At 47.3% G+C, this 21305-nt stretch carries 22 protein-coding genes and 1 pseudogene; 11 read left to right on the forward strand and 12 right to left on the reverse strand.

The features are described from left to right. Positions 1 to 1344: 1344 nt before the first annotated feature. Positions 1345 to 1572 carry a hypothetical protein gene (locus tag G459_RS0112660; protein WP_026967991.1) on the reverse strand — a complete coding sequence of 76 codons (228 nt, stop codon included), beginning with the start codon at positions 1570 to 1572 and terminating at the stop codon, positions 1345 to 1347. Between the two features lie 320 nt (positions 1573 to 1892). Between G459_RS0112660 and G459_RS0112665 the strand changes: the two genes are divergently transcribed. The 3 genes from G459_RS0112665 (at position 1893) to G459_RS27380 (ending at position 3837) form a co-directional block, all read left to right on the forward strand. Next, on the forward strand, positions 1893 to 2474 hold the full coding sequence (locus G459_RS0112665) for a Crp/Fnr family transcriptional regulator (RefSeq protein ID WP_051315196.1): 582 nt from the start codon (positions 1893 to 1895) through the stop codon (positions 2472 to 2474). Positions 2475 to 2554: 80 nt separating this feature from the next. Then, complete coding sequence (locus G459_RS0112670; RefSeq protein ID WP_026967993.1) at positions 2555 to 3076, forward strand: DinB family protein; 522 nt, start codon at positions 2555 to 2557, stop codon at positions 3074 to 3076. 20 nt (positions 3077 to 3096) lie between these two features. Then, the gene (locus G459_RS27380) at positions 3097 to 3837 is read left to right on the forward strand and encodes a 3-keto-alpha-glucoside-1,2-lyase-like domain-containing protein (protein WP_051315197.1); all 741 of its coding nucleotides are present in this window, start codon (positions 3097 to 3099) and stop codon (positions 3835 to 3837) included. 151 nt (positions 3838 to 3988) lie between these two features. Here the strand turns inward: G459_RS27380 and G459_RS0112680 are convergent, their stop codons facing one another. The 10 genes from G459_RS0112680 to G459_RS0112725 all read right to left on the reverse strand — a co-directional run bounded on the left by G459_RS0112680 (position 3989) and on the right by G459_RS0112725 (position 14114). Next, on the reverse strand, positions 3989 to 4435 hold the full coding sequence (locus tag G459_RS0112680) for a DinB family protein (protein ID WP_026967994.1): 447 nt from the start codon (positions 4433 to 4435) through the stop codon (positions 3989 to 3991). 101 nt (positions 4436 to 4536) lie between these two features. Continuing rightward, a complete protein-coding gene (locus tag G459_RS0112685; RefSeq protein WP_026967995.1) occupies positions 4537 to 5676 on the reverse strand; it encodes a DcaP family trimeric outer membrane transporter in 1140 nt (379 codons plus the stop codon). Positions 5677 to 5682: 6 nt separating this feature from the next. Then, positions 5683 to 6558, reverse strand: coding sequence for a carbonic anhydrase (locus tag G459_RS0112690; RefSeq protein ID WP_051315198.1), 876 nt, complete (start codon positions 6556 to 6558; stop codon positions 5683 to 5685). Positions 6559 to 6873: 315 nt separating this feature from the next. Then, complete coding sequence (locus G459_RS0112695) at positions 6874 to 8184, reverse strand: BamA/TamA family outer membrane protein (RefSeq protein ID WP_026967997.1); 1311 nt, start codon at positions 8182 to 8184, stop codon at positions 6874 to 6876. A 156-nt stretch (positions 8185 to 8340) separates the two neighbouring features. Continuing rightward, positions 8341 to 8847, reverse strand: coding sequence for a glycine zipper family protein (locus G459_RS0112700; protein ID WP_084454482.1), 507 nt, complete (start codon positions 8845 to 8847; stop codon positions 8341 to 8343). Between the two features lie 91 nt (positions 8848 to 8938). Further along, positions 8939 to 9400, reverse strand: a complete 462-nt coding sequence (locus G459_RS0112705) for a nuclear transport factor 2 family protein (RefSeq protein ID WP_026967999.1) — start codon at positions 9398 to 9400, stop codon at positions 8939 to 8941. A gap of 203 nt (positions 9401 to 9603) precedes the next feature. Beyond that, entirely contained in the window at positions 9604 to 10149 is a 546-nt protein-coding gene (locus G459_RS0112710; RefSeq protein ID WP_169725025.1) for a TetR/AcrR family transcriptional regulator, read from the reverse strand. A gap of 60 nt (positions 10150 to 10209) precedes the next feature. Further along, the gene (locus G459_RS28960; protein ID WP_051315199.1) at positions 10210 to 10788 is read right to left on the reverse strand and encodes a TetR/AcrR family transcriptional regulator; all 579 of its coding nucleotides are present in this window, start codon (positions 10786 to 10788) and stop codon (positions 10210 to 10212) included. Positions 10789 to 11055: 267 nt separating this feature from the next. Continuing rightward, positions 11056 to 13407 (reverse strand): arylsulfatase, encoded by a 2352-nt coding sequence (locus G459_RS0112720; RefSeq protein WP_026968001.1) that lies wholly within the window; start codon positions 13405 to 13407, stop codon positions 11056 to 11058. Between the two features lie 125 nt (positions 13408 to 13532). After that, on the reverse strand, positions 13533 to 14114 hold the full coding sequence (locus G459_RS0112725) for a TetR/AcrR family transcriptional regulator (protein ID WP_026968002.1): 582 nt from the start codon (positions 14112 to 14114) through the stop codon (positions 13533 to 13535). 238 nt (positions 14115 to 14352) lie between these two features. On the opposite strand from G459_RS0112725, the gene G459_RS0112730 reads away from it, so the two are divergent. The 4 genes and pseudogenes from G459_RS0112730 to G459_RS27390 all read left to right on the forward strand — a co-directional run. Beyond that, positions 14353 to 15177, forward strand: a complete 825-nt coding sequence (locus G459_RS0112730; RefSeq protein WP_035455828.1) for a helix-turn-helix domain-containing protein — start codon at positions 14353 to 14355, stop codon at positions 15175 to 15177. A gap of 222 nt (positions 15178 to 15399) precedes the next feature. Next, entirely contained in the window at positions 15400 to 16221 is an 822-nt protein-coding gene (locus G459_RS0112735) for an alpha/beta fold hydrolase (RefSeq protein WP_026968004.1), read from the forward strand. A 105-nt stretch (positions 16222 to 16326) separates the two neighbouring features. After that, positions 16327 to 16539, forward strand: a complete 213-nt coding sequence (locus tag G459_RS30405) for an alpha/beta fold hydrolase (protein WP_245588178.1) — start codon at positions 16327 to 16329, stop codon at positions 16537 to 16539. A 15-nt stretch (positions 16540 to 16554) separates the two neighbouring features. Further along, positions 16555 to 17232 (forward strand): annotated as a pseudogene (locus G459_RS27390) (alpha/beta fold hydrolase); the annotation flags it as partial. Positions 17233 to 17350: 118 nt separating this feature from the next. Here the strand turns inward: G459_RS27390 and G459_RS0112745 are convergent. Beyond that, positions 17351 to 17710 (reverse strand): winged helix-turn-helix transcriptional regulator, encoded by a 360-nt coding sequence (locus G459_RS0112745; RefSeq protein ID WP_026968005.1) that lies wholly within the window; start codon positions 17708 to 17710, stop codon positions 17351 to 17353. A gap of 125 nt (positions 17711 to 17835) precedes the next feature. On the opposite strand from G459_RS0112745, the gene G459_RS0112750 reads away from it, so the two are divergent. The 4 genes from G459_RS0112750 to G459_RS0112770 all read left to right on the forward strand — a co-directional run. Continuing rightward, positions 17836 to 18630, forward strand: coding sequence for an SDR family oxidoreductase (locus G459_RS0112750; RefSeq protein WP_026968006.1), 795 nt, complete (start codon positions 17836 to 17838; stop codon positions 18628 to 18630). A gap of 194 nt (positions 18631 to 18824) precedes the next feature. After that, positions 18825 to 19142, forward strand: coding sequence for a hypothetical protein (locus G459_RS0112755; RefSeq protein ID WP_026968007.1), 318 nt, complete (start codon positions 18825 to 18827; stop codon positions 19140 to 19142). 908 nt (positions 19143 to 20050) lie between these two features. Continuing rightward, on the forward strand, positions 20051 to 20974 hold the full coding sequence (locus tag G459_RS0112765; protein WP_026968008.1) for a hypothetical protein: 924 nt from the start codon (positions 20051 to 20053) through the stop codon (positions 20972 to 20974). A gap of 36 nt (positions 20975 to 21010) precedes the next feature. Then, the coding region (locus tag G459_RS0112770) for a hypothetical protein (protein ID WP_026968009.1) at positions 21011 to 21305 on the forward strand (295 nt) is incomplete at its 3' end.

The following is a 21305-nucleotide window of genomic DNA, read 5'->3' on the forward strand; positions in this document are numbered from 1 at the left end:
TTAGATGTTTCGACGGGGCTCAGCACGAATGCGGGATGTGGTGAGCACTGTTATCCGTCAGGCTGTTGTCAAGGTATAGCGTTGTCGAGTGCGGAAAAAGCGCCGTAGGTGCGGAATCTTTGTAGCCATCCCTCGACACTTCGACAAGCTCGTTGCGGACAGGCTCGGGAACCATGTAGCCCACGGTAAAAAAGGTAAAAGGCAATTGACCTCGACGCAGAAGTACAGCTTGGAAAAGGCGGTCGATGCCGATACTTCGACATGGTTCGACACGCTCACCAACCGAGCTCAGTACAGGTGTAAGGAGCGGGAAGTTGGAAGGGATTTTTTGGTTGTAGGATTGCAAATCCTATGATAGGGCAAATGGCGAGGAGCAAGGTGAACTGGAATTGTGGAATCCGTGGACAAAAGTGCAAGCTACATGCAAGTATCATGCAGGTATGTACGGGGTATCATGGGGGTATCTACGGGGTATCTACGGGGTATCATGCAAGTATCTAGGGAGTATCGTGGAGGTATCTATGGGGTATAGTGAAGGGAGATTGGAGGTTGGTGGTCGTCTGCTGCGCGTCGTCGGGTTGTCGGCCGAAGCTGTTGGCGGGTAGCGCTTGGTGTTAAGGGCTAAGTGTTGTCGGCTGCCGCTGTTGTCAGTTCTCACGTTGTCGACTGAAGCTGTTGGAGAATTCTAGTAGATACTGAAATTCGGACTCTGAAGGAGTCCAACTGTGAATAGCCCAGGGCGCAACCCTGGGAAAATAGATGAATTTATTTTCAACCTCGGCGCAGGGATATCATGGGTAGCTGGCTGTTGATGCCGAGGTACGGAGAAAGTGGTTGTTGCACACCTACCCTGCAGCCTGGCCCAAACCTAAAACAGCCCACCGGGCTGTTTCCTTACGGTTTGTCCTCCTGCAGCCTGGCCCAAACCTAAAACAGCCCACCGGGCTGTTTCCTTACGGTTTGTCCTCCTGCAGCCTGGCCCCTTTGAAGAGGATTCTTCTTCCTTTTGAATATTACAATTCAAGGGGGAGTTGCGGCGGAATGAATTGACTGACGGAACGCGTGCCGAAGGTACGTCAGGTGGGTAGCCTGGCGTTTCATGGTTCCACATGCTCACCAACCACGTCGGCAGACCCAAAGTGGACTATTTGGAAACAAAGGAAAATAAAGCATTCGGGGGAAAATATGGACAAAACCCAACGTATATGTGACGTATGTATGACGATGGTATGGCGGAACCCCAACGCAGCAGCGCCTTTGCTGCAAAGGAAATTGCCAGTCAACAACCTCGCCGTGTACTACCACAATGCGGTTGGTTTTGAAGTTACCAGCACCTTATTCCATTCACAATAACTTATCGATGATCTGGATGGGCTCCTGAACCGAATAAACGTCTTCATCATTGAGGTATACCTGGGATGCCAGCTCCAGTTCGAAGATCAATCCCATCACAAAGACCGGTTCCATCTTCAGATCATGATAAAGATTATCGAATTTCCTTTCTCCGGAAAGTCTGATGCCGTACTGATGAAACACTTGGATGATCCTGCGGATTTTAGAAAAATTAGTCATTAGATAGTATGAGTTGAGGGGCTCTTTTTGGATTTCATCGTCAATCTCCCAGGGGTAGGACAACTGAACCAGCCGCTACCCCTACTGACAGGTTCTTACTTTGGAGTAATTGCTTGAGCTTTTGGTTCTCAATTTTTGATAGAAGTAAAAAGAAACCGGTCAAACCATTGCCATTCATTTAGTTAAAAATCCTAACCCACATCTTCATTTAACACTTCTTGGTTTTTGCTAAAAAGGAACCGATCGGCTTTTCGCTCCTGAAATCGTTTTTTACTCTTGTCTAAGGATTGCTTACTTTTCCGAAAATCACCACATCAGAGATGAAAGTATCTGCTCTTATACTGCATCTGGAAAGTTTTATTCCATTAAAGCAGGAGGAAAAAGACAGGATTGAGGAGCAGTTTGTTCCCCAGACGGTCAAGCGAAAGCACAAACTTCTGACGGCCGGAGAGGTCTGCAAGGATTACTTTTTTGTGGTTTCGGGTTGCTTTCGGATGTTTGGCGTGGATGACAAAGGCTTCGAGCACAACATCCAGTTTGCGTCAGAGAAGGACTGGATAGCGGATATCGGAAGTTTTTACAGCCAAAAAACCAGCCAGTTGAATATCGAAGCCCTAGAACCTTCCGAAGTGCTCCGGATTCCTCAACTTGGCTTGTATGAACTGTTTAACAATATCCCCAAGATCAACCGGATTTTTAAGGTGATGATCGAATACAAATACATCGAACTTCAGAATAGGGTACTTCAGAATTTCAGCTCGACCGCAGAGCAACGTTATTTGGCTTTTTTGGAACAGTATCCCCATCTAAAAAACCGCCTGCCCAATACTCAGGTCGCCTCTTATCTGGGAATAACGCCAGAGTTTCTGAGCAAAATCAGAAAGGACCTTCGGGATAGTTAGGATTATTTCTTAAGGTAGATTAAGGGTGTTAAGCTGTGGAAGGCTTCAACTTTGTATCCACAATTCTAAACACCAACATCATGAAAATCTTACTTTCTATCCTAACCCTACTTGTATTGGGAACTTCCGCACAGGCCCAGTCTTCCGTCGACGACCTGGTCAAAGACTGGGAGCGTGCCAAAGCCTACACACTGGAATACCTGGAAGCCATGCCGGCCGACAAGTACAGCCTGAAGCCGACACCTGAAATGCGGACCTTTGCCCAGCAGATGCTCCACCTGACCGACGGCAATTACGGCTTTGCATCTGCAGCCACGGGTGCTGCAAGTCCAGTCGGGATGGGAGCTTCTGAAAAAGCCGAAGACCAAAGCAAAGAAAACGTCATCAAGCTCGTGATGGCGGGGTATGACTTTGTGATCAGCAATGTCAAAACCATGACTCCTGAGAAACTGGCCGAAAACACCACTCTGTTTGGACAATTTGAAATGACTAAAGGTACAGCTCTGGAAAAATGCTTTGAGCACCAGACCCACCACAGAGGTCAGACGACGGTCTACATCCGACTGGCCGGTGCGACTCCTCCCCAAGAGAAGTTGTTTTAACCTTTTAACAAATCATCCAAATGAAAAAACTGTCCAGTCTTCTTCTCTTGGCAATCATCTCCTTTAGTGCGAGCGCCCAAGGACTAAAACTCAAAAACCACGAGTTTGAACTGCACAATGTGACGGGTGAGATCGTGGATTTTCAAGGCAAAAAAGCCCTGAGAATCGAACGGGATCTGAATGCTATCCCGTTTGATTCCACCCGAGTAGAGGCCACCGTCGATGAGCCACACTATGCCCGACTACTCGGTCTGGAGGACTTCGAAAACGGGACGATCGAGGTCAAAATGTACAGCCAGCTGAAAGTCCCTGCCCCCTATTCAGGAATTGCAGGGTTCATTGGACTGTATTTTAGGGTACAGGAAGATGATTCTGCCTTTGAAAGCATCTATGTCCGCCCCAAGGTAGGCAGATCTGACAACCAACTTCGTAGAAATCACACGGTGCAGTATTTCTCCTATCCGGATTACAAATTTGACACCTTACGGAAGATCGCACCTTTTCGCTACGAAGGTTCGGCCCCGGTAGCCTTAGATGAGTGGTTCACTATGCGGATTGAAGTGAATGGAGAGACGGCAGAGCTTTACATCAATGACCTGAAGCATTCTTCTTTTATCGTGGATAAGATGCTGGGTAAAACCAAGAAAGGTTTTGTCGGACTCTACGTGGACATCGGCACCATCGGTTATTTCAGAGATTTGAAGGTGACCAAAAGGCCTTTACAAATCAGAGAAACGAGCGAGAAGGCAAATGATATTTGAGGTAGCTATTCTCTGTAATGAACAAGTTGAATCTTAGCTTTCGGAGCCTGTTCTCCAGGTATTAGGATTACAGGCTCAAATCCTCCGATTTCGAGGGTGGAAGGCAAAATTATCGAATCTCAAAGCGTCCATACTCCCACTAAGCATCGTCTCAGATGGTCGCCCAGTGGATATAATCCGACGAAACTGGCTCTAGGCCGTGGCCTCGCATCAGTAGCGCAAGCTGGCCGCGGTGGTAGGTGGAATGGTTGACCACATGGATCAAGATGTCGGAGAGTTTCTTTTCAAACCGAATTCCCGCAAAAGTCTTAAATGAGATAATTTCTTCGAGATCCCTGGATTCAGGCAGCTCCATAGTCCGGCTATGGAGCTCCTGATTCCTAAAGGCAAAAGTCTCAATGGGAAAATCGTCCCAGGGGCTTTTTAACGAACTCCTTCCATCGATCCTGTCCAACCAGATCTGATGTGCATTCAGCAGGTGGTTTGCAAGTCTGATGATCTCCGGATCAAGCTGGTAATCATAGGACTTGAATCGGTCGCCGAGGGCCTGATTGATCTGATAATTGTATGCAAAGAGATTTTGGAAAAGCTGCGTCATGATTCGTGTTTTAGGCGACAAATGATCGGAAATCGATGTTCCTAAATTAACATCTTGGCAGCGCTTATCCAGATCACTTGGCTAAGAATCCCAATTTTTCATCAGTTAAACGTGTACTTGACGCTAAACTGAAGCCTGTTGGCTGTGCCCTCGGTTTCATCGATATCCTCACGGGTTCCCCGCAGATACTCCAAACCCACGAAAGCATTGTCAACGAAATGCCAAAGCAGATTGACGGCCATGTAATTCATCTGGGAGATGTCGGTAGACGGCTGCCCGTCGGTAGTGCCGTTGGAGCCTTGGTTGTACACCGCAAGCGATGAAAAGCTGTCGTTCCAAAAATGCTGAATGCCGATCGTAGCTCCCATATCGGTGATGGCTTCCAGATTGCCATTTGCGTCCAAACCGGCCGAATACCCCCCGCGGAACCGGCCAACACCCGGGCCATAGACCACCTGATAGATGACCTTGTCTTTCTTGAGAAAATTAAACTGCCCAGAGACGTTTCCGCCAAAAAGCGACACTTGGTCTGATCCTCCGGCGCTATAACGATAGCGCAGTTGCGCGGCAAACCCGGACACCTGAACGTGTCCCCAATCTTTGGTCACCCGATATCGGGCGGTCAGGTCCGGCAGGGGACTTTCAAATTTTCCGGGTTCGGAAGGAGTTTGTGCTCTGGTATTAGGTTCCTCGACGGCAATAGCGAGGTAGCTGTCTTTGGATAGCGCCTGCTTCCAACGGAACATGGCATGCCGAGCAAAAGCGTAGGCAGCCGGTTTTTCGAAGTCAAGCGTGGGCGGAATGATGGTTTCGTCCATGAAATTCGACCACCATTGCCCGGCGAGCCATTTTCCGTTGTTGATCTCCACAAAGGCATGGCGCAGACGAAATGCCCCGCTGGTACCATAAAAATCCCCTTCTACGTATGCACGGAGTTCACCCACTTTGGAGGGCGAACGAAAATCCAAGTAAACGCGTGATTCCTTCGCATGCAGGTGTGTAGATTCTCCCTTTGATCCATCAGTTGGGATGGTCGATACATCAAAATAGTCCGGCGACCCGATCGGATTGAAATCATGTATGAGGTCAAGCTTCACGTATCCACCGATCTTAAAGCGCGTGGAGGTCTTGGGAATGGCCCACCAGCCTGGCGGTACTTCTTCGGGAGCCTTTGCCGCCTCTTGGCCGCTTGCCTGCACGCACACGATCAGTGTCAGTGCAAGGATAATGACAGATTTCATAGGAATTTATTGATTTACCTGCCCTACGAGATCATCCACTTCGACAGTCCGCTCATTCAGGTCCTGCGTAGGTCTGTTGTTTGGTCCGATGCGTGAAGAGAACGCAGCGATCTGATCCGCAGTCAATGAGACCCTGTCACGCAATACCAGCCATTGTACTCCTTCGCTGCAAGGCGGAGTGGTCAATGATCCGATGTAATGGTAACCGAAGTTGTCTTTTGGCAGGTGCGCTTTTAACTCCAGGTTGGCATCAGTGATGTGCTTATTCTCGCCCTTTGCATTGGGAAGATTGGCGATGATCTTGGTGAAATTCTCGTTGGCAACCTTGCCTTCTTCAAACAAGACGCTGACGACCGCCAAACTGCCATCCTCACCCTGGTGCACCAAGTGCATCTCCATCGGCAGGTTTTTGCCATCTATCGTATGCTCGCTTGGCGTATGAAAGTGAAACTGTTTCAGGTCGTATGCTTTGTCACCAAATGAAAAAGTGCTTCCCTCGTCTACCGTCACCTGGATGGTATGGCCATTGTCGATGATGTCATCCATGTGCTCATTGTGAGCGATTCGTAACGAGGTGGTCTTGTAGTCAACTTTCCAGTTTGCCCCACCCTTGACATCTGTCTTTGCGATGTTGATGGGGGATTGTCCCTTGCCTTCGCCGCAGAGCGCGTAGGTGGGACTTAGGCTTGCCCAAGCAGCTGGGCCTTCTTCGCCTGCATAGCCCCAATGGACTGGACGCGCGGAGGCGGGAGCTGTTTTGACGGTGTCCGCCACAGCGGCGGTGTCGGCGGTGGTTTCGGCCGGTTTCGGATTGCATGAGTCTAGTAGGACAGCAGCAATCCCCAAGACCAGGAGAGAGGAAGTGGATTTTGTGTTGGACATAAAAATGTAGTTTTGGTTGTGGATTTATATACTATGATAAGGAATTACTATCATATTTTTATTTAACCTTATAGGTAATATTTTTTCATGGATCAGTGCAAAAAGAAGTTGAAATCGAAACAGCGAATGTTTGCAAAAAGAAGATAAAATAAGCGCAAGAAAACTGATAAAAATCAGTCTCACGTTGACAAATTTCGGCCAATGATAACTTACCTAAACTTCCTACAAAAAGGCACAGCACTAAAACATGAGCCTAGTACCTAGTCAGCGTTCAAGCTTAGAATAACATATATAATTTCATTGCAGCTTTTGGGTTTAAAATGTCTCCGTGGCTGCCAGATAGAAGCCTGAAGATTTGTCCCCAAATCCAAAATCAATGGCGAGGTTGGTGCGCGTTTTCTTGTCCACCATCATACGCAACCCGAGACCATACCCCGGCTTGACATATTCGAAAAGCTTCACTGATGACACCGGATTGCTGGCCGTGGTGGCATTTACAAACAAAACACCGCCCCATACGCCACCGCACTGTGAAATCGGAAAACGATACTCTGCCTCCCCATACACCAGATTATTTCCCCGAAAACGGCCCTGAGAGTAGCCCCTTGCGCTACGGCTGCGCTGATCATAGGAGGTGGCAGGTAGGATCATGTAAGGAAACTTTCCAGCCTTTCCAAAATCTCCCGTCAACCAAAAAGCCAGAAGATGCCGGGGATTTCTTTTTGACAACGAATGAAAGCTTCGCCATTCTGCAAAAAAGAAGCTTGCGGGAACCTTGTTGCCCAGCATCTTGGGTCCACCTCTCCAGGAGAGCATCAAAAAATGACCGGTATACGGATTGATCATATTGTCCCGGGTATCCCAGATAAAATTCAGATTAAAGGTCGATATGTAATACTTATCCGTATTGAATTGATAGCGCGTGTTGTACCCGTAGTGACTGGTGATAACCGAGTCTCCGGGTTCCAGGCGAAGTTTCAGATCTTCGATCTTGGAATAGTGATCCAGTGCATAGCCCAGACCCACATAGAGTCCAGGATGTTGCCTCAAGATCCTGAACGAAGCGGACTGGTGTATCCGGATAAAGTTATAATTCATGGGTTGGGCCAGTGAATCAACCGAAGTATCCAAACCTCCCAGGTTATATTGGTAATCGAGGATTCCGTCTTGGGGAGCGTTGGTACCCAGCCCATAGGTAGGTTGTGAAAATATCAGGTAACGCCAGTCGCCTGTAAAGAAGATGTTGTTGTTTTTGGTGTAGACATTGTTCTTCAGAAGAAATATTTTTTGGTTTTTGGAGGTGAATTGGACACTCCCGGAGAGCATCGAAAAATTGGTCTGATCGCCGGGCATTTTAAAGCCGTACTGGACGCCAACCCCCAGCATAAAGCCGGTGGCCGGATTGGAGCCAATGATTGGTATCAGGAGCAAAGAACCGGAGTCGGTGGAGTCAGCTTTTGGAGGTCTGTTTAATGCCCCTCTAATGGCATCGGCCACGTCCCGCTGGACGCAGACAGTATCTTCGCTGGACTCGACTTCCTGAGCAAGGAGAAAAGGCGGTGCAAGAATACCCAAGGCGAGGAGGCAGAATGTCCTTAAGAGTAGCCGTCTAAAAGTTGTTTCCATTTGATGAGATTTATCGAATTTCGGACTGACTCAAAACTGCCGACATGCCCTGCCGTCAGCGGTCCTAGGCTAACTTCGAGTCCCTTTTCCTGAAACTGTCTGCGGGGATTTCAGAGATTGCAGGATTGATCCGCTGCCCTGTATGGAACCGAACTCCTACTTAACCGTGTAGCCCTTTCCTTCGAGGCAGGCTGTAAAGGCTTTCTTAAAGCTGTCGGTCATCGCGGTCTGTGCTTGTGAGGCAGCCTGATTGTTGGCCTTTTGCTGCTGCGCGTCACCCACGGTTTTGGCCCGACGTCCCGCGAGCCCTCCAGCCACTGCACCGATCGCAGCACCCTTGCCCGCGTCACCCGCAATGGCACCTATGGCAACTCCGGCAGCTGCACCTCTGGCGGCACCCACGACGGCCGTTCCATCCGGTGCGGTATCGACTTTCTCAGCCTCCACTTTTGTGGGATTTAGGGGATCGACACCCGACTGCTCCACTGCCCATTTGTAGCAATCCGCATCGTCCTTGTCCTGTGTGGCCTGATCCTGATCTTTAGCCGGAAAGACATACATCCCCAGACTTTTTGCAAAGGAAGTATGTGGCGTCGTGGCCGGGGCCTGTCCAAAGGCGAGACCGGATGACAATAACAGAGCGATTGTAACTATTTTTTGCATGTATTTTATCGTTTGATTTTTAAAGGCCATCCCGACATTCGCCTTGATTTGCCTGTATTTTAATTTTTCTGGTGGGCTTACATCACCGCCATCACTCGGGTGCGTAGCATTCGTAACCCAGTTGCCGCATTACATCCGCTTCGTTGTAAAAGCTACGGCTTAGGTTGATCTTCCCATCTTCTAGCCGGTAGACAGCATTGATGGTCAAAAACACAGGCCCGCGTCCATCCATATAAGTGATTTTTAAGGTGGCCCAGTCGGAAACAAAGTCCCCCTGGTTGGGACCTTCGGTGACTTTTTCAGCGATGTTGACGGTCCGGGTATATTCAATCTTGTCATATAGGTTCTCCGCCACATCTTTCCAACTGGCGATCGCCTGTTCCTTGTTGGTAGAGTCAAAGTAGGAAGGGCCGTACCCGATGTAATCATCGGCCAGCAGCTCGCTCATCGTCTCGGTGTCTTTGCTTTGTACAGCTTGGATATACTTTTCGATGATGGCTATATTTTCCCTTTCGATTTCTTCTTGCTTGCTGGAGCAGGCTATTGTTGACATGCATAAAAATGAAAATGCAAGGAATCTTCTCATGTTAATTTACTTAGAGTGGGTTTGGAAATTTTCTGGAATTGCCGCTGTAACGAAGTGCTGCAATATCTGGACGGATAAAGCTAATCGCCTACTCAGTTAGATTTTAAACGGGATCGTCTACAAGTCCAGCAAAAAGAAATCGGTGCAGGCCCCTCTCCAGAGTGTCCTAATTAAAGGCTTTGAAATTTGGATTGATGCAGTCTCATCTGAGCGACCAGCTTTTTGGCGTCTGCAGCAATGTTGTGTAAGAATTGATAGTCAAGATTTTGAAAACTGACCCTGACGTAAAACATGTCGCGTACAATCGTGTAGTACCGTAGCGTCAGATCAGCGTCTGCATCAAGCTCCAGGAAATCACCCCATATCTGGCTTAAGGCGCTGTTGATTTTCTGATCTATTAACTGGCTTGCCTGATAAAATGAGCGATTGCCTTTGTCCCGGACGAGTTGCACCTGAAACATCACCATGCTGGCGTTTTCCACCAGTAACAGCAGGTAATCAGGGTCCAGTTTTGTGATTTTGGAAATAGCCAATAAAAATTGATCTACCTTTTCCTCATGTAACTTGACGAGTTCTCCACAGAAACTCTCTAAATCAGAGAAGTAGTGGTAAAATCCTGATTTGTTCAGCTGAATTATCCTGGCCAGTCGTTCGATCTGGATACCCTGTCTCCCTTCATTTGCAAAGAGTTCATAGCCCGCTTCAAGCCACAACATTGAGTTTTTTGCTGTTATCACTGCGTCTGGCATCCAGTTGGTGAGGAAAGTGACTTTTGTTTAGAACTGCATCTGGCCAGTTTCGGCCTCTGCGTGGATTAATGCCAAATTCTGAATGATTAGTTTCGCCTCGGTAACACCCACTCTCAAGAATTCGACATCAAGATTTTGAAAGCTCATGCGGGCATTTATCATATCGCGAACCAGATTGAAATATCGTATCGCCGCCTCCGAACTACCCTTAAATCCAAGATAAGCAGTCCAGAGTTCTCCCATGATTATCTCTTCCTCTTCGTCAATCGTTTGGGCTAGTGCGGTAAACTCCGGCTTATTTTTGGTCCGGAAAAGATGCATGTGAAACATCACAGGCACTTTGTGCTTCACTACAATTTGAAAATACTCGGGATCTATCGTCTTGACCTCGCGAATATCGGCCAAATAGTGATTAGCCTTCTGTCTGTGTAATCTGAGCAGCTCGTCCAAAAAAACCTCCAGATCACCGAAATAATGGTAGAACCCTGATTTGTTAAGCTGTAGTAACCTGGCAAGCTTTTCAATCTGGATGGCCTCAAAGCCCTCACGCGCAAACAATTCATAGCCCGCTTCGGTCCAGATCGTTGCATTTTTTGCCTTTGCCATGGGAGGAAAAATTTACAGGAAGATATGTTTATTTTTTAAAAATAAACGGTGCCGTCCAGAGATTTTAACTTGAAAAGCTTCAAGCTCCCCAGGATGTACTTATTCTTACCAACGTCAGAAACCAATGTGCGAGAGGCGCTATTGATTATACAAACGGCAGGAGAACGTAAATGAAGCTCAATCACATTTCGGAGTGGTTTCTTTAAAAATCAAAATGCCCCGCAACGTGAAGCCGCGGGGCATAAATTGGGATCATTTCCCGACTGGCTACTCTGTCTTGATCGTCACCTTGCCGAGTTTGCCATTAAACTTGGCCGATGCTCCGTAGTCAGCGACCTTGGTTCCCTCATCAGTACCCACATCCGCCAAGTCATCCACGGAGTAGATACTGCCCTGGGTTTTTTCAATGCGTCCCTCACCAACCTTCGCACCATCCACCAATAGCGTCCCAAGTCCTCCTTTTCCTACTCCCCCTCCGTCATATTTAAATTCAAATACGACCGTATGCTTGCCGGGCTTAATGGATTGCGAAGGGGTAATGTGATAGCTCTGTTGCCCCAAATAATTATAGCTAAATGCCGGCTTGCCCGCCTTGACATACAGGGAAAACCCACCAAATCTCCCGCCTTGGCAGACAATGACCCCATTGCCGTCAGCTGAGACGTCGATCTCTGCCGTGATCGTATAGGATTTGTTGAGCGTATTGATAAATATATCGGGGCCCATGCCCTTCATCCCTGCACCCAGCGTAAGCGAAGTCCTTCCGTCCATGACAGTAGGCCGTCCGACATTTGAAGCAACCATTCTCTCCATCAGACGGTCATCGATGGGCAACACGTGGTACTTTTCTCCTTCTTTCATAAACAAGTCCTGGAGTTCCTTTAGCTTGTCTGGATTTTGCTCCGCAAGATTGTTGGCGAGGCTGAAGTCTTCGTTAGTGTTGTACAGTTCCCATGGATCGTCCAGCAGCGGTTGGGTAGGTGTTGGCTTCCATGCCGGTCTGTGGATTGTCCTGGCATACCAGCCGTCGGCGTAGATCGCGCGGTTGCCAAACATCTCAAAATACTGGACGGTGTGTCTTTCCTTTGCTGCCGCATCGTCGAAGGAATAAGCAAAGCTGGTTCCCTCGATGGGATCCTGCGCAATGCCGTTGACTGTCTTCGGAGCGGGAATATTCGCTACTTCAAATACAGTCGGCGCGATGTCGATAGCATGGGTAAACTGGGAACGGACTTCTCCTTTTGCTTTTATGCCTTTTGGCCAATGAGCCACCAGACCGTTGCGGGTTCCTCCGAAATCCGAAGCAACTTGCTTTGTCCACTGAAAAGGTGAATTCAAGGCTACTGCCCATCCGGCGGCCATGTGGGGATAGGTGCTTTCGCTTCCCCACTCATCGTAATGCTTCAGCATTTCTTCGACCGTTTCCGGAACACCATTGAAGAATGACATTTCATTAAACATCCCGTTCATCTGGCCTTCTGCGCTGGTGCCGTTGTCACCAACCACATACAGGATCAGCGTATTGTCCAGTTCACCAAGCTCCTCGATAGCCGAAACCAGACGCCCGATCTCATGGTCTGTATGGGCAGAGAAGCCTGCGTATGCCTCCATCTGTCGCGTAAACAATTTCTTTTCATCTGCTGAGAGCGTCTCCCAGTCTTTGATATCAGCAGGCTTTGGAGCAAGCTTGGTGCCCGGAGGAACAATACCAAGTGCTATCTGACGCTCTAGGGTCTCCTCTCTCATCTTGTCCCATCCACCGTCAAACTTTCCTTTGTACTTGTCTATCCATTCCTTGGGAGCATGGTGCGGAGCGTGGCTGGCGCCGGTAGCAAAATAAACGAAGAACGGCTTGTCCGGCGTCAATGCCTGCTGGAAGCTTACCCAGCTGATCGCATTGTTGGTCATATCAGTTGTGAAGTGATAGTTCGGATCTTCCGGGAGTTCGACCTGCGTGGTCCCGTCATAGACCAAGGGAGCCCATTGATTGGTTTCTCCGCCGATGAAGCCGTAGAACTTGTCGAATCCGGAATGAGTCGGCCAGCGGTCCAGGGAGCCGGACACCGAAATTTCCCACGGTGGTGTCTCGTGGTATTTGCCAAATGCGGCAGTACTAAAGCCATTTTGACGAAGTACCTCCGCCATGGGAGTAATACTCTGTGGCCGCACACCCGTATTTCCCGGAAAGGAAGTACCGGTTTCCATAATTGAACCCGCATTATTGCTGTGGTGATTGTATCCGGTAAGCAAGGCAACCCGCGTGGGTGAGCACAGTGCCGTGGTGTGAAACCGGTTGTAGCTAATTCCGTTTTTGCCAAGCCGATCCAGAACAGGCATCGCGATCGGTCCGCCGAAGTGATCGGAAGCCCCAAATCCGATATCATCGATCAAGATCACCACCACATTGGGCGCATCTTTTGGCGCCTTTACCTGAAAGCGCTCAGGAGCTGTCACATTCCGTGCATCGAGCTCAGTGTAGGTCTGCCGAACTGGCTCCCTGATAGGAAGTACCGTGCGGTCAAGCTCACCGGCAACAGGCGGGGTTTCCGCTTTTTGATCCGATTGCTGGCAACCATAAAAAATACAGCCGACAACAAACAAGAGGTGAATCTTTTTCATGGGAGTAAGAGTTTGTTCGAAGTGAAGCGGTGAAGCTAGTGCCTGTCACCGACGAAATTTAGACGGAAGCGTTCAGAACTTAACTTGGGTGTCAAATGCATGAAATCAGCGGGCTGGGGCGGAAATTACCTCGAAGAACTTTCTGCTTTGTTGTCAGGAGAAGAGATGTCTCTTCCCAAGTTGATCTGGGCAAACACCTCTTTGGTCTCGACAGACAATTGATGGATGAATTCGTAGGTCAGATTTCGTTCGTCAATACGTGCGTACAAAAAATGACGAATCATACTCAACAAGGCAGATGAAACTCTGGGATCATTGGGCTCCCCGGTGATCTTAGCCCATAAGGAGCGTACACCGTCATTGATGATCTTGCCGGCCTCGTCTGCGTCCAAGTCGACCTGCCTGTTTTTCACCAACAATTGAGATTCGGCGAGGAAAAAAATCTTATGCTTAATCACCAAGAGTAAGAGGTCGGGGTCGATGTCGTCACAGATCGCAATTTCCTCTGCTATGGCTTTCGCCATACCGACATGGTGTTCAATCAGCTGTTTTACAAAGGAGTCCAAGGTTCCGAAATAGTAATAAAAGCCAGATTTGTTAAGGTTAAGGACCCTAGCAAGGCGTTCTATCTTGAGTCCCTCCAAGCCCTCTTTGGCCAGAAGCTTATAGCCTGCCTCGATCCATATGTCGATCCTTGATTGGGTCATACCGAAAATAACGCAATAGGCCGTGGACTTCTTAGACGTTCCCGTTTAGCGAGTTGTCATGTCCAATTGGGCGGTTTCACTAGCATCCCTACAAGGTGAAAATGAATTTCGATTGGCCGAATTTTCGGGAAAGTTTATAAAATCCCGAAAGAATTAAGGAGCCTGATCTACCTCAATCCTTCGCATTGATTTAAATTTGAACGTTACGCCAAACCACTCATTTTCCCGAATTAGAAACATGCTCAAAGAATTTTCATTCAAGCAATTTGGAAATCTGACTTTCAGCAAGAAAGCGATTGAAGAAGGATTGCTAGCCTCCCTCGCCGACCATATCAAAATTCTATTTATCCCGAAGGAAGCAATCATCCAGGTTGATTTTAAGGAGTTCAGGATGGAAACGGATGCATTGCTGTTTATCAATCCACGGGTGATTGTAAAACCCTGCGAGACTGTGGATGGTCAGTTGATCTATTTCAACAGGGATTTCTACTGCGTCGAAATCCACGATCAGGAGGTCGCCTGCGATGGCATCTTGTACAACAATGTCTTTGAGATTCCATTTATCGCCTTGGACGAAGGCCAATCCAAGGATATTCAGAAAATCATTCAGGAGATTCAATTGGAAATGAAAAGTGAGGACCTCAGTACGGAGGAGATGCTTCGGATTCTATTGAAGCTGATTATCCTCAAGTCCACCCGGATTTGGAAACAACAACACCAGCTGGCGGATACGAATCAACAATCGGATGTGCAGTTTTTGAGAAGGTTCAGCAAATTGGTGGAGCAACACTACAAAACACACCACACCGTAGCTGACTATGCCGAGTTGTTGTTTGTGACTCCCAAAAACCTGAGCAAGAAAATCGGGCTGATCAGTAAAAGCACCCCGAATGACATTATCAAGGACCGGATAATCCTGGAGAGCAAACGCCTCCTGGCCCATACCCAGATGACTGTCAAAGAAATCGCCTTCAGCCTAAATTATGAGGATGACGCTTATTTCGTCCGCTTTTTTCAAAAACATACCGGCCTGTCTCCCCTTTCATTCCGGAAGCAATTCTGAGAATAATCACAGCCCTAAGTTAAAGCTAAAAGCACGGCCACTCGGTCGTGCTTTTTCTATTTAACTCTACAGCCTGACTAGCGAAAGAGGGAATTGGGAGGCTCATTTTTAAGAAAGGGAAAAAAGTGCAATTCAAGGAGAAATCCGTCCATTGATGCCCCTCGCTATTCACCCCAACTTTGCTTCATCAAATTATTACTCACAACAAAAAAACTTAAAACCATGAACAAGCTCACAGTAAAAGACGGAACAGAGATTTATTTCAAAGATTTGGGAAGCGGTCAGCCGATCTTCTTTCACCATGGATGGCCCCTGACGGCAGACGATTGGGATGCGCAGATGATGTTCTTTTTGGAAAAGGGTTTTAGAGTCATTGCACATGACCGACGCGGCCATGGTCGCTCCACACAAACCTTTCAGGGAAATGACATGGATACCTATGCAGCCGATGTAGCGGAACTGGTGGCACACTTGGACCTGAAAAATGTGATTCACGTTGGCCACTCCACCGGTGGTGGCGAAGCCATCAGATATGCTGCCAACCACGGCAATGACCGTGTTGCGAAAGTAGTTTTGATCAGTGCCATCACGCCGTATATGATTGCTGACGAAAACAATCCTGAAGGAGTGCCATTGGCTGTATTTGATGACATCCGACACAACACGCAGCACAACAGAGCACAATTTTATCAAGACATCACTTTCCCATTCTTTGGCTACAACCGTGAAGGTGCCGATGTGAAAAAAGGTATCCAGGACAATTGGTGGAGACAGGGAATGATGGGCGGCATCAAAGCTCAATACGACTGTATTCGGGTGTTTTCTGAAACAGATTTCACGGAGGATTTAAAAAGTGTAACCGTTCCGGTGCTTGTCTTACATGGCGACGACGATCAGATAGTTCCTTATAAAACCACGGCCGTCAAAGCTGCTGAATTGCTTCAAAACGGAAAACTGATCATCTATCCGGGTTTCTCCCACGGTATGCCAACCACCGAAGCAGCTACGATCAACGCTGATATTCTTGAATTCATCAACTCATAAAAAAAGTGAAAAATGAAGCGAAAGGCAGCTGGGTAAGCCATAGATCTTTCGCTTCACTCTCGGCCAAACTACCCTTGAATCCTGACCGCTAAAAACAACAGCACTATGAAAAAGACAATTTTTGCAATCGGAATACTTGCTGCTCTATTTACCACCAGCCTCCTGGCGCAAACCAAAAGACCCCAAGCCTCAGCCGGACGGGCTGAGTACATCGAAGTGGAAAAAGGTGTCAAACTTCATGTGACCGACCTTGGCGAAGGACAACCCATCGTTTTGATCCACGGCTGGCCCCTGAGCGATGCGATGTATGAGTACTAGTACCAATATTTAAGTCGGAAAGGTTTCCGGGTCATTGGAATTACGCTGCGGGGCTTTGGAAAATCGGACAAACCTTATGGAAGGTATGACTTTGATGTCTTTTCGGATGATATCAAAGTGGTGTTGGAAACACTGAAAATTGAAAATGCCGTTTTGGGTGGCTTTTCTATGGGCGGGGCGGTTGTTATACACTATGTGACAAAATACAAGGCTGCCCATATTAGCAAGCTAGCTTTGTTCGGAGCCGCTGCACCTTCCTGGAAGCAAAGAGACGGGGCTCCACACGGGATTTCGGAAGCGGATGCCAACGGACTAGTCGGACAAACCATGACCGCCAGACAGGATTTAATTGCCGGATTTGGAGCTGCATTCCCCGCTAAAGAAGGTAATATTTCCAAGAACGTGGAAAAATGGCTGGAAGACATCAATCTGGAATCCTCTCCTTATGCCATGACAGAATCCATCAAAGCCTTATTGGATCTTGACTTGCGCCCCGAACTTGCAAAGATTGAAATACCGGTGGCGATCTTCCATGGTACTCAGGACAAATTGTGTCCCTTCCCATTTGCCGAGGAACTCAATCAGGGAATCAAAAACTCGTACATCATCCGATTTGAAAATAGCGGTCATGCGCTATTTGTAGAAGAGGCCGAGAAATTCAATCTGGAGTTGGAGAAGTTCGCTAAATCATAATCTGCAGTCCACAGTCGATTACTGGTGAATTGAACTTTAATCCAGTTTTGCAATAAGCGTAAATCAATAAACACACGGAGGGCCATCGACTTCGTGTGTTTTAGCCTTTCTTGGAAAATCAAGTGTCCATTTCACCCAAGATGCGAGCCCTCAAAAGTACCTCATATTGGTCCCCCCAATTGCCCAAGGCTGAGATTACCGGAATCAGGGTTTTCCCAAAATCCGTCAGCGAATATTCCACTTTTGGAGGCACCACCGGATAGATGACTTTTGACACCAATCCATGCTCTTCCAGTTCTTTCAACTGAATGTTCAAGACCCGCCGGGAAGCATCTGGGATTTTGCGCTGGAGTTCGCTCGGGCGTTTATGACCCTCATTGATAAACCAAAGCAAACGTATTTTCCATTTGCCGAAAAGCACTTCTCCAGCCAGATCAAGGCCACAGTTCAGGTTTAGGGGAATCTTTCTATCCTTCATGGTTTAAATGTAGGCATATGTACCAAAATGGACTATAGGGGAAAAATTTATCCCTATATGAATCGATTTACCGTACTTGTTTACACTGCACATAAGACCAAAATTTGCACAAAACAAATTCATTTATGGAGCAGCATTTCGATTTCAACAACGAATTATCAGGCAAAATAACCCTGGTCACAGGAGGCACGAAGGGTGCCGGAAAAGCGATTGCAGAGCGATTGGTAAAAGCCGGCGCTACCGTCATTATCACCGCGAGAAACGCCCCTGAAAAATCAAATGAGCGGACTCACTTCATTTCGGCGGACCTAAGCAGACCAGAAGGGACCCAAAAAGTGGTAGAAGAAGTATTGGCGACATTTGGCGGACTGGATATTTTAGTAAACAACCTCGGCGGTTCTGAAACGAAAGCTGGTGGCTTTGCCGCCTTGTCTGAGGAGGAATGGATACACTCCCTTCAGACCAATTTGCTCGCACCGGTTCGGTTGGACAGAGGCTTTTTGCCACAGATGATCAAACAGAGGAGCGGAGTCATTATTCACATCGCGTCCATTCAGGGCAGATTGCCTCTTTACGATTCTACCCTTCCTTATGCTGCTGCCAAGGCAGGTCTGATCAACTACAGCAAAGCCCTATCAAATGAGGTTGCACCAAAAGGCGTTCGTGTCCTGACGGTCTCACCGGGTTGGATTAACACCACGGCTTCAAAAGCAATGATGGAGCGAATAGCCAAAAGCTCGAATGTGACCCTCGAGGAGGCTACTCAAAGTGTGATGGATGGGTTAGGCGGAATTCCGATCGGAAGACCTGCCCAACCCAAAGATATCGCAGAATTTGTCGGCTTTTTGGTATCCCCAAGAGCCAGCTATTTGACCGGAACAGAGTATGTCATCGACGGAGGAACAATTCCAACAATTTAACCCGCATTATGCATTAGCAATTCTATTACGGACAGTAATTGCTTCAAAATCAGTTACTACGTTACTGTTTTCGACTTCACCATAGCGGTGCTATGCCTCAGTCTCCAAACAGCCTGATTTTATTGCGATTACTGTCCTCATAACGAAACCTAACGCAAAATCCGGGTTTAATTTTAACCAAAACAATAATCACAATGAACTTACCACCAGTACTCATGGAGCTTGTAAAAGCTCAGAACAATTTCGACGGCACAGCATATGCGGATTGTTTTACAGAAACAGCCGTAGTTTTTGACGAAGGGAAAACGCACCACGGAAAAAAAGAAATCAAAAAGTGGATCGAAAAAGCCAACAGGGAATATCAGGCTAAGATGAAACCGCTTGAATTTTCAGAACAAGAACAGATCTTGAAGGCTGAAATCTCAGGGACTTTTCCCGGTAGTCCAATTGTGTTGAGGTATCAGTATGAATTTAAAAATGAGCTAATTCAGTCGCTGAAAATAGCGGATTGAAAAAAAGCCTAACAGTATCGGGTTCGATCAAACTGCGAAATCGAAACCCCTGAAAAACAAAAACCTCCGAACAATGTTAAAATTGTTCGGAGTTACCAAGTAGCAAGAACAGGACGATATTATAACGTTGATTTTTAGATATTTACGTGTTAAAGGAGGCAAATAGGGGAACAGGTTAATTTGCATCAACAAATTGAAATTCGATTGAAAGGTTTCGAATTTCAATCCTCGGACAATTCGTACAATACGAGGTGTGCGAGCCGTACGAAGTATACGATATTGTTTTTCTTTTTGCTGTTTCCAATACTTTCATTGACTCCGTTTGACGAAGATAATTTGACCTTTTTTTTTGAAGTAAATCAATGTTTTCTTTCCAATGGAACACCAAAACCAACATGCTGATATCAGATTGATTCAGGAAGAACCAGACCTACTAAAGAGAAAAAAGCATCCCTTAGATCCAAAAAACCACTCTACTCAAAACAGTAACTTGACACTATCCATCATCTTTTGTAGCGGCGTTTAAATTGGCTTTTAGATGATATCAATAGGACGTAATATTTTTCCCGTGACTATTATTGAATCATACTAAACTTTCCTCTTTCAGGTTCAGATATTTATACTAACTTTATATCTTATTGATAATAAGACTATTAGGTCTTGGCTTTCCGGTGGATCGCATTTTTTATTTCGATCTTCGACTTAGCTCCTTTATAACTTTTACCGCTAATCTTTCCCTTGATAAATCCAGGGCTCACAAAAAAAGTCTTTCCACTATTGGACGGAAAACCAGACACAATGCTGTTGAAGCTCCTTTACAAACCACTTACGTCGCGACATTCTCGAACATCACTCACACGGGTGTCTTTTTTTAATTTTTAATGTAGTTAAACCATAAAAAAACCATTATGCTAAAACAATCTAACCCACAGCTGGCCCCGACAAGAAATCTCTTCGGCGTAGTCACTTCGCTTGCGCTCTCAATTATCCTTATTGGTAGCTTGGGAGGCTGCATCAACAATCTCGTAGATTTAAATGGTGAGCCAGATCTGGCTTACCAATTAAAGCAAAGTCAGATCAATACCCAACTATTGGTCACGGGCCTGGATGAGCTACAGGGTAGTGCCATCGGTCCCGGCTCTGATCTGTATGTCACCGCGCCGCTCACAGGCAGCATTTGGCGAGTTGACCGCAAGAGCGGCAAAACCAGCCTTTTCGCCAGCGGCCTGCCGGCCAGAAACCCTGATCCTTACTACCAAGGGAGCGGGGTGGTAGATGTAGCCTTCCTCGGCGGGACTGCATACGCCTTGGTTACAGGCGTTGCCTGGGATCTTGGAGGCGACGACATCGTCGGCATCTACCGGATGGACGGACCGAACAGCTTTACTGTAATTGCTGATCTTGGCACTTGGTCAGAAGCCAATCCGCCGGAGACGGATATTTTCGTTGCGACCGGCTTCCAGTATGCAATACAGACTTATCAAGATGGCTTTATTGTCACCGATGGCCATCATAACCGCGTACTGCAGGTCGACCTTGACGGCGGGATCAGCGAGCTGGTGGCCTTCGGCAACGTGGTCCCGATCGGGTTGGCATTGAAAGGTAACACCGTCTACATCGGTCAAGCCGGGCCAATTCCCCACATTCCGGAAGACAGCAAGGTCTTTTCATTCACGATGGAGTCGTTGACTCCCACGGAACTGGCTTCCGGCATCGGGCTGGAGAATATCGGGCTGCTCGTAGACTTGGAATTTGGCCCCGGAGGTGCGCTTTACGGCATCCTACAGGGCTTCTGGGGGGAAGGCCCATTCGAGGGGGCTCCAGCCCAGTGACTTGTCCTGAATTGAGTTTACACCAGGTAAACTACTATGAAACGACAAAAAGAAAAAAAGACGAGAGGAATAGGGTCTCTGAGTTGGGCTGAGCGGGAAGAAATGATCAAAGAATATCTTTCGGGGAATTACTCTAAAGTTGAGATTTGGAACAAGTACACGGGTCAATCTACAGAACATGGGAAAATTCTTAAGTGGATGCGAATGCTCGGTTATTCTGATAAAATCGAAAATCCAGTTAAAAGACATTTATCTTCGGGTTTTACCAGACAACAACAACCCGTTTTGGCCACCAAAGACAACCTGCAAGATCCAAGAGAGCTTCAAAAAC

The sequence above is a fragment of the Algoriphagus terrigena DSM 22685 genome, from assembly GCF_000429445.1.
GTDB classification, from domain to species: Bacteria; Bacteroidota; Bacteroidia; order Cytophagales; family Cyclobacteriaceae; genus Algoriphagus; species Algoriphagus terrigena.

Excerpts from the sequence above, each read along its gene's own strand:
- G459_RS0112660 (WP_026967991.1), bottom strand. The coding sequence starts at position 1,572 with ATGACTAATTTTTCTAAAATCCGCAGGATCATCCAAGTGTTTCATCAG.
- G459_RS0112665 (WP_051315196.1), top strand. The coding sequence starts at position 1,893 with ATGAAAGTATCTGCTCTTATACTGCATCTGGAAAGTTTTATTCCATTA.
- G459_RS0112670 (WP_026967993.1), top strand. The coding sequence starts at position 2,555 with ATGAAAATCTTACTTTCTATCCTAACCCTACTTGTATTGGGAACTTCC.
- G459_RS27380 (WP_051315197.1), top strand. The coding sequence starts at position 3,097 with ATGAAAAAACTGTCCAGTCTTCTTCTCTTGGCAATCATCTCCTTTAGT.
- G459_RS0112680 (WP_026967994.1), bottom strand. The coding sequence starts at position 4,435 with ATGACGCAGCTTTTCCAAAATCTCTTTGCATACAATTATCAGATCAAT.
- G459_RS0112685 (WP_026967995.1), bottom strand. The coding sequence starts at position 5,676 with ATGAAATCTGTCATTATCCTTGCACTGACACTGATCGTGTGCGTGCAG.
- G459_RS0112690 (WP_051315198.1), bottom strand. The coding sequence starts at position 6,558 with ATGTCCAACACAAAATCCACTTCCTCTCTCCTGGTCTTGGGGATTGCT.
- G459_RS0112695 (WP_026967997.1), bottom strand. The coding sequence starts at position 8,184 with ATGGAAACAACTTTTAGACGGCTACTCTTAAGGACATTCTGCCTCCTC.
- G459_RS0112700 (WP_084454482.1), bottom strand. The coding sequence starts at position 8,847 with ATGCAAAAAATAGTTACAATCGCTCTGTTATTGTCATCCGGTCTCGCC.
- G459_RS0112705 (WP_026967999.1), bottom strand. The coding sequence starts at position 9,400 with ATGTCAACAATAGCCTGCTCCAGCAAGCAAGAAGAAATCGAAAGGGAA.
- G459_RS0112710 (WP_169725025.1), bottom strand. The coding sequence starts at position 10,149 with ATGTTGTGGCTTGAAGCGGGCTATGAACTCTTTGCAAATGAAGGGAGA.
- G459_RS28960 (WP_051315199.1), bottom strand. The coding sequence starts at position 10,788 with ATGGCAAAGGCAAAAAATGCAACGATCTGGACCGAAGCGGGCTATGAA.
- G459_RS0112720 (WP_026968001.1), bottom strand. The coding sequence starts at position 13,407 with ATGAAAAAGATTCACCTCTTGTTTGTTGTCGGCTGTATTTTTTATGGT.
- G459_RS0112725 (WP_026968002.1), bottom strand. The coding sequence starts at position 14,114 with ATGACCCAATCAAGGATCGACATATGGATCGAGGCAGGCTATAAGCTT.
- G459_RS0112730 (WP_035455828.1), top strand. The coding sequence starts at position 14,353 with ATGCTCAAAGAATTTTCATTCAAGCAATTTGGAAATCTGACTTTCAGC.
- G459_RS0112735 (WP_026968004.1), top strand. The coding sequence starts at position 15,400 with ATGAACAAGCTCACAGTAAAAGACGGAACAGAGATTTATTTCAAAGAT.
- G459_RS30405 (WP_245588178.1), top strand. The coding sequence starts at position 16,327 with ATGAAAAAGACAATTTTTGCAATCGGAATACTTGCTGCTCTATTTACC.
- G459_RS0112745 (WP_026968005.1), bottom strand. The coding sequence starts at position 17,710 with ATGAAGGATAGAAAGATTCCCCTAAACCTGAACTGTGGCCTTGATCTG.
- G459_RS0112750 (WP_026968006.1), top strand. The coding sequence starts at position 17,836 with ATGGAGCAGCATTTCGATTTCAACAACGAATTATCAGGCAAAATAACC.
- G459_RS0112755 (WP_026968007.1), top strand. The coding sequence starts at position 18,825 with ATGAACTTACCACCAGTACTCATGGAGCTTGTAAAAGCTCAGAACAAT.
- G459_RS0112765 (WP_026968008.1), top strand. The coding sequence starts at position 20,051 with ATGCTAAAACAATCTAACCCACAGCTGGCCCCGACAAGAAATCTCTTC.